Source organism: Streptococcus oralis (assembly GCF_001579175.1).
Classification (GTDB): Bacteria; Bacillota; Bacilli; order Lactobacillales; family Streptococcaceae; genus Streptococcus; species Streptococcus oralis_O.
In genome coordinates, this window is the sequence record NZ_KQ970762.1 from 1 (window position 1) to 9,921 (window position 9,921).

Genomic DNA, 9,921 nt, shown 5'->3' on the forward strand with positions numbered 1-9,921 from the left:
CTTTGTTTCTCACTTCTCTCGTGAGCGACAACTATATTAGTATATCACAGCTAGCTCTCTCTGTCAACAAGTTTTTTAAACTTTTTTCCAAGTTTTTTCTAACCACAATACACCATAGTCCGTACGGGATTCGAACCCGTGTTACCGCCGTGAAAAGGCGGTGTCTTAACCCCTTGACCAACGGACCTGAGCTTTTCGACTCTTTCTATTATACCTTCTTTTCTCCCTTTGTCAAGAACTTTTTTCAAACCTATACAAATTCTTGGAAAACGATCAAAAAGAGCCAGATTAACCGACTCTTTTGATTTTTAATTTAAAGGGCCTTCTCTTACTCTCCAAGAAAGGATGAGCTCATCTCCCTACATTCTACCTACTTAATTAGGAATCTGCTTCAGCATGTTTTCGATATGCTGAATTGATTTTTCACGTCCGAGCAAGAAAATGGTGTCTGGTAATTCCGGTCCATGCATTTCACCTGATACAGCAATACGAATCGGCATGAAGAGGTTTTTCCCTTTGATGCCTGTTTCTTTTTGAACTGCTTTGATTTGTGGGAAGATGTTTTCTGTCACAAATTCCTCATCTGTCATTGCTTCTAGTTTCGCTTTGAAGGCTTCTAGAACAACCGGAACGGTTTCTCCTGCCATGACCTCGCGCTCAGCGTCTGTCAACTCTGGGAAATCTGCAAAGAAAAGATCTGTCAATGGAACAATTTCATCCACTGACTTCATTTGTGGTTTGTAGAGTTCCACCATTTTTTCAGACTTGTCAGTCAAACGCCCTGCTTTTTCTAGGAATGGTTTTGCCATCTCAAAGATAGTTGCTAAGTCAGCTCTCTTGATGTAGTCGTTGCTCATCCAGTCTAGTTTCTTCTGATCGAAGGCTGCTGGTGACTTGCTGAGACGATTTTCATCAAAGAGTTTAATCAATTCCTCACGTGAGAAAATTTCATCTTCGCCACCTGGGTTCCAACCAAGAAGAGCAATAAAGTTAAAGACTGCTTCTGGCAAATAGCCTTTTTTACGGTAGTCTTCGATAAACTGAAGGGTATTAGTATCGCGTTTAGATAACTTCTTACCAGTTTCAGAGTTGATAATCAAGGTCATGTGACCGAACTCTGGAGCTTCCCAACCAAGAGCCTCATAAACCATAAGCTGTTTTGGAGTGTTGGCAATGTGGTCATCTCCACGGATAACGTGAGAAATTTGCATATCATGGTCATCGATCACAACGGCAAAATTGTAAGTTGGATAGCCATCTTTCTTTTGGATAACCCAGTCCCCACCGATATTGCCACCTTCAAATTCGATATCCCCTTTGACTATATCGTACCATTTGTAGATACCAGACTCATTGACAGCCAAACGGACAGTTGGGATGATACCAGCCGCTTCACGTTCTGCAATGTAAGCCGCCTTTTCTTCTTCGCTCATGCCAAGATATTCATTGATGTAGCGTGGTGTTTCGCCAGCTGCTTCTTGGCGTTCGCGCTCAGCTGCCAACTCTTCTTCTGTAACGTAAGATTTGTAGGCTTTTCCTTCGGCCAGCAATTGATCGATGTATTTTTGATAGAGTTCCAAACGCTCAGACTGGCGGTAGTTTTCATGGGTTTCGGGGCTTTCATCCCAGTCCATGCCTAACCAACGAAGATTTTCAAGCTGTGAACGTTCACCATCCTCAACATGGCGTTTACGGTCGGTATCTTCGATACGGATGATAAAAGTTCCACCATGATGGCGTGCGTAGAGGTAGTTGAATAATGCTGTACGGGCATTTCCGATGTGTAGTAGTCCGGTCGGACTTGGTGCGTAGCGTACGCGGATATCTTTTGACATAGTTTCTCCTATAAAGTCTCTAGGCGTCTGCCTTTTTGCTTTCTATATTATATCACAAGTCTCGCCTGAGTCCAATGTCTACGAATAAAGAGAGTAAAAAGAGTGGACAAGCCACTCTTTTCTTCTATTATAGACGTGCGTTAAGCTCTTTGCTCAATTCTTCAAATCCTGGTTTTCCAAGAAGGGCAAACATGTTACGTTTGTAGGCTTCAACACCTGGTTGGTCAAATGGGTTGATAGCATTCAAGTAACCTGAAAGGGCGATTGCCAATTCGAAGAAGTAGATCGTGTAGCCAAGAGTGAAGGCATCTTGCTCAGGAAGAGTAACGTACATGTTTGGTACATCACCGTCTGTGTGGGCAAGAAGAACACCGTCAGTTGCTTTTTTGTTTACAAAGTCAACGTCTTTTCCTTGAAGGTAACCAAGTCCATCAAGGTCTTCTTCCAAAGTAGGGATAATCACATTCTTGCGTGGTTTGTCCACACGGACAACTGTTTCAAACATGATACGAGTTCCTTCTTGGATAAATTGACCCAATGAGTGCAAGTCAGTTGAGAAGTTTGCTGAAGTTGGGTAAATACCTTTTTGGTCTTTCCCTTCTGACTCACCAGCCAATTGTTTCCACCATTCTGAGAAGTATTGAAGTGATGGCTCGTAGTTTACCAAGATTTCAGTAGCGTAGCCTTTGCGGTAAAGGATGTTACGAACAGCTGCATATTGGTAAGCTTCATTTTCAGAAAGTTTGTCTGAAGTGTAGTCTTTACGAGCTGCATTCGCACCCTCCATAAGGGCTTTGATGTCAGCTCCTGATGCAGCGATTGGAAGCAAACCAACTGCTGTCAAGACTGAGAAGCGTCCACCGATGTCATCTGGAACAACAAATGTTTCCCAACCGTTGGCATCTGCTTCAACCTTAACAGCACCTTTTTGGCGGTCAGTTGTAGCGTAGATACGTTTATTAGCTTCTTCTTGACCGTATTTCTTAACCAAAAGTTCTTTGAAGACACGAAAAGCGATGGCTGGTTCAGTTGTTGTACCTGATTTAGAAATCACGTTTACTGAGAAATCTTTGTCTGCTACGTACTCTACCAAGTCAGCAAGGTAAGTAGATGAGATTGAGTTTCCTGCGTAAAGGATTTGTGGTGCTTTGCGTTCTTCTTTTGTTTGCAAGTTAGCAAAGTGGTGGTTCAAGAAGTCAATAGCTGCTTTGGCACCAAGGTAAGATCCACCGATACCGATCACAACCAAGACATCGCTATCTGACTTGATTTGCTCAGCAGCTTTCAAGATGCGGTCGAATTCTTCGCGGTCGTAATTTTCAGGAAGGTCCAACCAACCCAAAAAGTCGCTACCAGCACCAGTTCCTTTACGAATCAATTCGTCTGCTGCTGTTACTTGTGATTGCATGTATTCCACTTCATGTGGGGCAACAAATTTGTCCAAAACTTTTGAATAGTCAAATTTAATATGTGACATGATATTCCTCCAATATTTCTTCTTTTCTATCATAACGCTTACCTTCGATTTTTTCAAGCTTTTTTATTGAATTTGCCCAATTTTTATCAGAATTCAAACGTTTGCGTAAAAATGCTAAAATACAAAAAATCTGAAGGGACGAATAAAAAACGGCTAGAGTCTCTAACCGTTACAATTCATTTAATAAATACTCAAATAGTTCTAAATTGCCTTCTTCTTCATTGACCAGAAACTCTGGATGCCACTGCAAACCAATGATACGGTGCTCGTCGATAGACTCAATCGCTTCCACCGTCTGGTCGCGAGGATCTACAGCCGTTACACGGAAATTAGGAGCTAGATCTTTGATACTTTGACGATGGACTGAGTTAACTTGACTTTCTTTGCCGAACAACTGAGCCACCACGCTTCCTTCTACCGTTTCAATAGAATGAGATGTCCCAAAAGGCAAGCCTTGCCAGTGACCTTCAATTTCTTGGTGGAGAGTGCCACCAAAAGCAACATTGACCAGCTGAACACCACGGCAGATTGCCATAATTGGTTTATTCTGACGGAGCGCTTCTTTCAAGAGAGCTAGTTCAAACTCATCGCGTACAAGGTTATAATCATCGCTCTCAATGGTCTTTTTCTCCCCATAAAACTGGGGATGGACGTTTTGCCCACCTGTCAAGATGAGTTTGTCAATCATTTCTACATAATCGCGAACAATGGACTTATCCCCTACAGGAATCACTAAAGGGAGACCGCCAACTTGACGAATGCTCTCTGCAAATTTACAAGATACAGATGAATGAATGTTTTTCCCTTCTGCATCTACAGGACATAGATTTGCAGCAACTCCTACAACCGTTCTAGCCATGATGTGTCTCCCTTCGATTTTCTTGCGACAGTCTTATCTTATCACTCCAATCCTTTCCTGTCTAATATGTTTTTTAAAAGACCGTGATAAGTATTTTTTATAGTCAAGAAAAAGCTGCCCAATGAGGACAACTTCTTTCTTATTCGAAGACAAATTGATTGTGATACAGTTCTGAGTAGAAACCGCCGAGTTTGAGCAACTCGTGATGATTTCCACGTTCAATGACTTCTCCATCTTTGAGGACAATAATCTGATCGGCATTGAGGATAGTCTTGAGACGATGGGCAATGACAAAACTGGTTCGTCCTGCTACAACTGCCTCCATGGCATGTTGAATCTTGCTTTCTGTTACGGTATCGACATTGGAAGTCGCCTCATCTAAGATTAGGACTTGAGGATCTGTCATCAAGGTCCGAGCGATGGAAATCAATTGTTTCTGCCCAGTCGAGAAGATATTTTGCTCATCATCAATAAGGGTATCATACTTGTCAGGCAAGCTTTCGATATAATCATGAATATGAGTTGCCTTGGCAGCTGCTTCGACCATTTCCTGACTGGCATCTGGTACACCGAAGCGGATATTGTCTCGGATTGTCCCACTAAACAAGACCGAATCCTGCAGGACAATCCCGACCTTGCTCCGCAGGCTATCCAAGTCATAGTCACGAATGTCTTTCCCATCAAAGGAAATGCTACCTGCATCCACATCGTAGAAACGATTGATGAGGTTCATGATGGTCGTTTTCCCTGAACCAGTCGGACCGACAACAGCTATCATCTGCCCCTTAGGAGCTGAAATGCTGACATCTTTTAAAATCGGCTTGTCTGGCACATAAGAGAAATCAATGTGACTGATTTCAACACCTTCTCGTAATTCCGTAAAGGCTGGTGCATTTTGCGGGCGAACCTCTTCTTCTGCATCAAACATTTCTTGGATACGATCCGCTCCGGTAAAGGCCAACTGGAGGCTCCCCCAACTCGCAGCCACCTGGATAATCGGCTGGTAGTACTGCTGAGAAAATTGGGTAAACATGACAATCAAACCTAGGGCTGTCGTTGTTTCGACACTTGGATCGTTCAGCAAGACCGCAGAACCTGCAAAAATGACGATAGCCGTATTAACCAAGCTCATCCCATTCATAACTGGAAAGAGGATACCTGAGAACATTCTCCCTTTAAAAGTTGCCTTGCGCACGCGCTCATTTTGCTCCACAAATCCTGCTACGATGTCGTCTTGAATTCCTTGTACGATAACAGCTTTCTGACCTGAAATACTTTCGTCCATGTAGGCATTGAGTTTCCCAACCTCTTTTTGCTGGAGATTAGTGTACTTGCGGGCCATTTTCACGATAAAAACCAACATGAGAAAGGCCACTGGGGTGCTGGCTACTGTTATTAGGGCTAGCGTCACATTTTTTGAAAACATGACAAAAATCAAACCGATGTAAAGAGCAATATTGCTCATAACCTGAACTAGACTTTCATTGAAAGCTTGAAGGATGTTATCCAAGTCGCTCGTGAAGCGAGAGAGGATGTCGCCATCCTGATGGCGGTCAAAGAAAGAAACCGTCAAACAGGAAAGTTTGCCAAAGAGGCCCTTACGCATCTCATTTGTTGACTCAGCAATCACACGAGTCATAAAGGTCATGTAAATCAAACTGGATACTACTAGGGCGAGGACAACCAGAGCTAGATTCAGCATCAGAGCTGATAAACTCTGCCAGGCTAGTTCGGAAGCCCCATTTTGATAAGCTAGAACTAGGTTAGCTAGCTCTGTTACTGCTTGGCCTGAAAAAACAGGAAAGAGGGCTTGGGCAATTGTCGCCACCGCAACCATCAAAATCACAATGACAAAGGAGAGCTTGTAGACTTTAAAATAATTCCAGAAAAATCGAACAGTTTTCATTTTATTCCTCCTTTCCCTTTTGTGTTTCGTAGATTTCGCGGTAGACGGCATTACTAGCTACCAAGTCTGCATGCCTTCCTTCTCCAATCAAGCGTCCTTGATCCAAGACCAAAATCTTGTCTGCATGGACGACTGAACTGATTTTTTGAGCGATGATAATGGTTGTCGTCCCTTTCAGGTCTTTGTTCAAAGCCTCCTGTACGAGTCTTTCTGACTTGGCATCCAAGGCCGAAGTCGAATCGTCAAAAATCAGTATACGGGGATTGCTGACAATCCCACGGGCAATGGACATCCGTTGTTTTTGTCCACCAGAGAAGTTGGTGCCACGTTCTTCGACCGGACTATCAAATTTATTTTCCATGCGCCCGATAAATTCGCTGGCTTGGGCGATTCGTGCTGCACGTTCCAATTCGGACACGCTAGCATTGCCTTTCCCTTGACGGAGATTATCTGCAATGGTTCCACTAAAAAGAATAGCACGTTGCAAGACGATGGAAACTGTTTTACGCAAGGTTCCTTCGCTGACGTCTCGAATATCCTTGCCACCAATCTTAATAGACCCCTCCTGCGGATCAAACAGTCGTGGAATTAACTGAGCTAGAGTGGACTTCCCTGCTCCAGTAGCCCCTACCACACCGACCATCTGACCAGGCGCAACATCAAAGGTTACATTCTTCAGCATAGGTTCGTCATCATTAGGATAGGTAAAGGTCACATTTTCAAAAGAGAGACTTCCTTCTAACTCTTCATCTGGGAGATCTTTAAAGGTCATCGCTGGCTCGGTTTCTAAAATTTCGCGGATACGACGCAAGGAAATCATGGCGCGACTGACAGAATTTCCCAAAAATCCAACCATGATAATAGTAAAGATAATCTGGCTGAGATAATTGATAAAGGAAGCAATCGAGCCCACTACAGACGGATCTGACTGAGCCATTCCGGCCACCAGCCAGATAGAGAGAAAGACAGCCCCATATCCGACTAGCATCATAACAGGTTCTATAACCGAGAAGGCATAACCGATATAAAGATTTTGGCCGAGAAGTTCATCTGAAACCTCAGTAAATTTGTTAAATTGTGCTTTTTCTTGTACAAAGGATTTGACTACGCGCACACCACGTAGATTTTCTTTGGCGATAGCATTGATCCGTTCAAGAAGGGTTTGAAACTTCGCAAAACGTGGTCCCATCATCCCCATCATGATACCTGTTAGTGCAAAGATGAGGAGCACCATAAGGACAATCACCCACCAAAGTGACGGGAGAGTGTGAACCGCCAAGATAAAGGAACCGATAAAGAGAAGAGGGAGACGGAAGAGGATTTGAAAAGCCATCATCACCACGTTCTGAATTTGGTTGATATCATTGGTCATACGGACTACAAGGTTGCCTGCATTAAACTGCTCGATATTGGCATAAGAAAAAGTCTGAATCTTGCGAAAAGCGTCTTCCCGAAGGTCCGAAGACACTCCTTGAGCAATATAGGCAGCAAGCGTTACATTGACCCCACCTGCAACCAGACCGACTAGGGCTACTCCTATCAGCCAAGCGCCAATACTATAGATAGCCTCATGTTGACCGGCCAACAAAGCCTCTAACACCTCTTGCAAATAGCGCGGTTGCAAGAGTGAACTCGCAACCATCAAACCTGTCATCATTAAGGATGCCAAGGCCTGCCATTTATAGGTTTTTATTTTTTTAATGAGCATATTTCCTCCTAATAAAATAGATAAAGGGAGCGACATCCTGCGTCAGCTCCTTCTCATTCCTTCATATTGATGCTATTCTAGCAAAAAAGAGGCATCTTGTCAAAGAAGTCTCCTTATTATAAATTAGTGCGCTTTCATCTACAGGTGATGCATGAAAAGGCTTTTTATGGTAAAATGAAAGGAAGAACTCTTACAAGGAGGAAAAGATGAAGAAACAAACCATCGCTGTCTTGGGTCCTGGTTCTTGGGGGACCGCCCTTTCGCAGGTCCTAAACGACAATGGACACGAAGTTCGAATTTGGGGAAATATTTCTGACCAAATTGATGAAATCAATAACCAACATACAAACAAACGCTATTTCAAAGATATCCTACTCGACGAAAAGATCAAAGCCTATCATGACTTGGAAGAAACACTAAAGGATGTGGATGCTGTTTTATTTGTAGTCCCAACAAAAGTAACGAGACTGGTTGCCCAACAAGTAGCAAAGGTACTTGATCACAAGGTTGTCATCATGCATGCCTCCAAAGGCTTGGAACCAGATAGCCACAAACGTCTCTCAACCATTCTTGAAGAGGAAATTCCAGCCGATCTCCGTAGTGAAGTCGTCGTTGTTTCAGGACCTAGCCACGCTGAGGAAACCATTGTACGCGATATTACCTTGATTACCGCAGCCTCCAAAGATCTTGAAACTGCCCAGCATGTCCAAAATCTCTTTAGCAATCACTACTTCCGCCTCTATACCAATACGGATGTTATAGGTGTTGAAACCGCTGGTGCTCTTAAAAACATCATCGCAGTTGGTGCAGGAGCATTACATGGCTTAGGCTTTGGCGACAATGCCAAGGCAGCAATCATCGCACGTGGCTTGGCAGAAATCACCCGTCTAGGTGTCGCTCTTGGAGCTAATCCTCTGACTTATAGCGGTCTTTCTGGAGTTGGTGATTTGATCGTAACGGGGACATCTGTCCACTCTCGTAACTGGAGAGCCGGTGATGCTCTCGGCCGTGGAGAATCCCTAGCAGACATCGAAGCAAACATGGGTATGGTCATTGAAGGAATTTCAACAACTCGAGCAGCTTACGAACTGGCTCAGGAATTGGATGTCTACATGCCGATCACACAGGCCATCTACCGAGTTATCTATGAAGGTGTCAATATCAAAGAAGCAATCAATGACATCATGAACAATGAATTTAAAGCAGAAAACGAATGGTCTTAGACCCTTATAGAAAGGAACATTATGAAACAAAAAGTCAGAAAAGCAGTCATCCCTGCCGCTGGATTGGGAACTCGTTTCCTCCCAGCAACTAAGGCCTTGGCCAAGGAAATGTTGCCAATCGTAGACAAGCCCACTATCCAGTTTATCGTTGAAGAAGCCCTCAAGTCTGGTATCGAAGATATCTTGGTTGTTACAGGTAAGTCAAAACGTTCCATCGAGGACCACTTCGACTCAAACTTTGAATTGGAATACAACCTCAAAGAAAAAGGAAAAACGGATCTTTTGAAGCTGGTTGATGAAACAACTGGCATGCGCCTGCATTTTATTCGTCAAACTCATCCACGTGGTCTCGGAGATGCTGTTTTGCAGGCAAAAGCTTTCGTTGGAAATGAACCTTTTGTCGTTATGCTTGGTGATGACTTGATGGATATCACCAACGAAAAGGCTGTTCCACTTACCAAACAACTCATGGATGACTACGAACGTACACACGCGTCTACTATCGCTGTTATGCCAGTCCCTCATGACGAAGTATCTGCCTATGGAGTTATTGCTCCGCAAGGCGAAGGAAAAGATGGCCTTTACAGCGTTGAAACCTTCGTCGAAAAACCTGCGCCAGAAGACGCTCCTAGCGACCTTGCTATTATTGGCCGCTACCTCCTCACGCCTGAAATTTTCCAAATCCTCGAAAACCAAGCTCCAGGCGCAGGAAATGAAATCCAGCTGACAGATGCAATCGACACCCTCAATAAAACACAACGTGTATTTGCTCGTGAGTTCAAGGGGGCTCGTTACGATGTCGGAGACAAGTTTGGCTTTATGAAAACCTCCATCGACTACGCTCTCAAACATCCACAAGTCAAAGACGACTTGAAAGACTACCTCATCCAACTTGGGAAAGAGTTAGCTGGGG

The 9,921-nt window shown here is 43.8% G+C and carries 7 protein-coding genes and 1 tRNA gene; 2 read left to right on the top strand and 6 right to left on the bottom strand.

Annotated elements, in window-relative coordinates; genetic code table 11:
* Positions 1-115 precede the first annotated feature (115 nt).
* The 6 genes from SORDD24_RS09385 to SORDD24_RS09415 form a co-directional block, all read right to left on the bottom strand.
* Positions 116-187, bottom strand: a tRNA-Glu gene (locus SORDD24_RS09385).
* 187 nt (positions 188-374) lie between these two features.
* Positions 375-1,835, bottom strand: a complete 1,461-nt coding sequence (gene gltX, locus SORDD24_RS09390) for a glutamate--tRNA ligase (protein WP_061409836.1) — start codon at positions 1,833-1,835, stop codon at positions 375-377.
* A 127-nt stretch (positions 1,836-1,962) separates the two neighbouring features.
* A complete protein-coding gene (locus SORDD24_RS09395; protein WP_007519938.1) occupies positions 1,963-3,312 on the bottom strand; it encodes a glucose-6-phosphate isomerase in 1,350 nt (449 codons plus the stop codon).
* Positions 3,313-3,481: 169 nt separating this feature from the next.
* On the bottom strand, positions 3,482-4,171 hold the full coding sequence (locus tag SORDD24_RS09405) for a gamma-glutamyl-gamma-aminobutyrate hydrolase family protein (RefSeq protein ID WP_061409837.1): 690 nt from the start codon (positions 4,169-4,171) through the stop codon (positions 3,482-3,484).
* 139 nt (positions 4,172-4,310) lie between these two features.
* Positions 4,311-6,077 carry an ABC transporter ATP-binding protein gene (locus SORDD24_RS09410; protein WP_061409839.1) on the bottom strand — a complete coding sequence of 589 codons (1,767 nt, stop codon included), beginning with the start codon at positions 6,075-6,077 and terminating at the stop codon, positions 4,311-4,313.
* Between the two features lies 1 nt (position 6,078).
* Complete coding sequence (locus SORDD24_RS09415) at positions 6,079-7,785, bottom strand: ABC transporter ATP-binding protein (protein ID WP_061409841.1); 1,707 nt, start codon at positions 7,783-7,785, stop codon at positions 6,079-6,081.
* A gap of 206 nt (positions 7,786-7,991) precedes the next feature.
* On the opposite strand from SORDD24_RS09415, the gene SORDD24_RS09420 reads away from it, so the two are divergent.
* Together SORDD24_RS09420 and galU are read left to right on the top strand one after the other, a co-directional pair.
* The gene (locus tag SORDD24_RS09420) at positions 7,992-9,008 is read left to right on the top strand and encodes an NAD(P)H-dependent glycerol-3-phosphate dehydrogenase (RefSeq protein ID WP_061409843.1); all 1,017 of its coding nucleotides are present in this window, start codon (positions 7,992-7,994) and stop codon (positions 9,006-9,008) included.
* Positions 9,009-9,029: 21 nt separating this feature from the next.
* Positions 9,030-9,921 (top strand): UTP--glucose-1-phosphate uridylyltransferase GalU (gene galU, locus SORDD24_RS09425; protein ID WP_061409846.1); only part of this gene is annotated, 892 nt, incomplete at its 3' end.

Excerpts from the sequence above, each read along its gene's own strand:
- SORDD24_RS09395 (WP_007519938.1), bottom strand. The coding sequence starts at position 3,312 with ATGTCACATATTAAATTTGACTATTCAAAAGTTTTGGACAAATTTGTT.
- gltX (WP_061409836.1), bottom strand. The coding sequence starts at position 1,835 with ATGTCAAAAGATATCCGCGTACGCTACGCACCAAGTCCGACCGGACTA.
- SORDD24_RS09415 (WP_061409841.1), bottom strand. The coding sequence starts at position 7,785 with ATGCTCATTAAAAAAATAAAAACCTATAAATGGCAGGCCTTGGCATCC.
- SORDD24_RS09405 (WP_061409837.1), bottom strand. The coding sequence starts at position 4,171 with ATGGCTAGAACGGTTGTAGGAGTTGCTGCAAATCTATGTCCTGTAGAT.
- SORDD24_RS09420 (WP_061409843.1), top strand. The coding sequence starts at position 7,992 with ATGAAGAAACAAACCATCGCTGTCTTGGGTCCTGGTTCTTGGGGGACC.
- SORDD24_RS09410 (WP_061409839.1), bottom strand. The coding sequence starts at position 6,077 with ATGAAAACTGTTCGATTTTTCTGGAATTATTTTAAAGTCTACAAGCTC.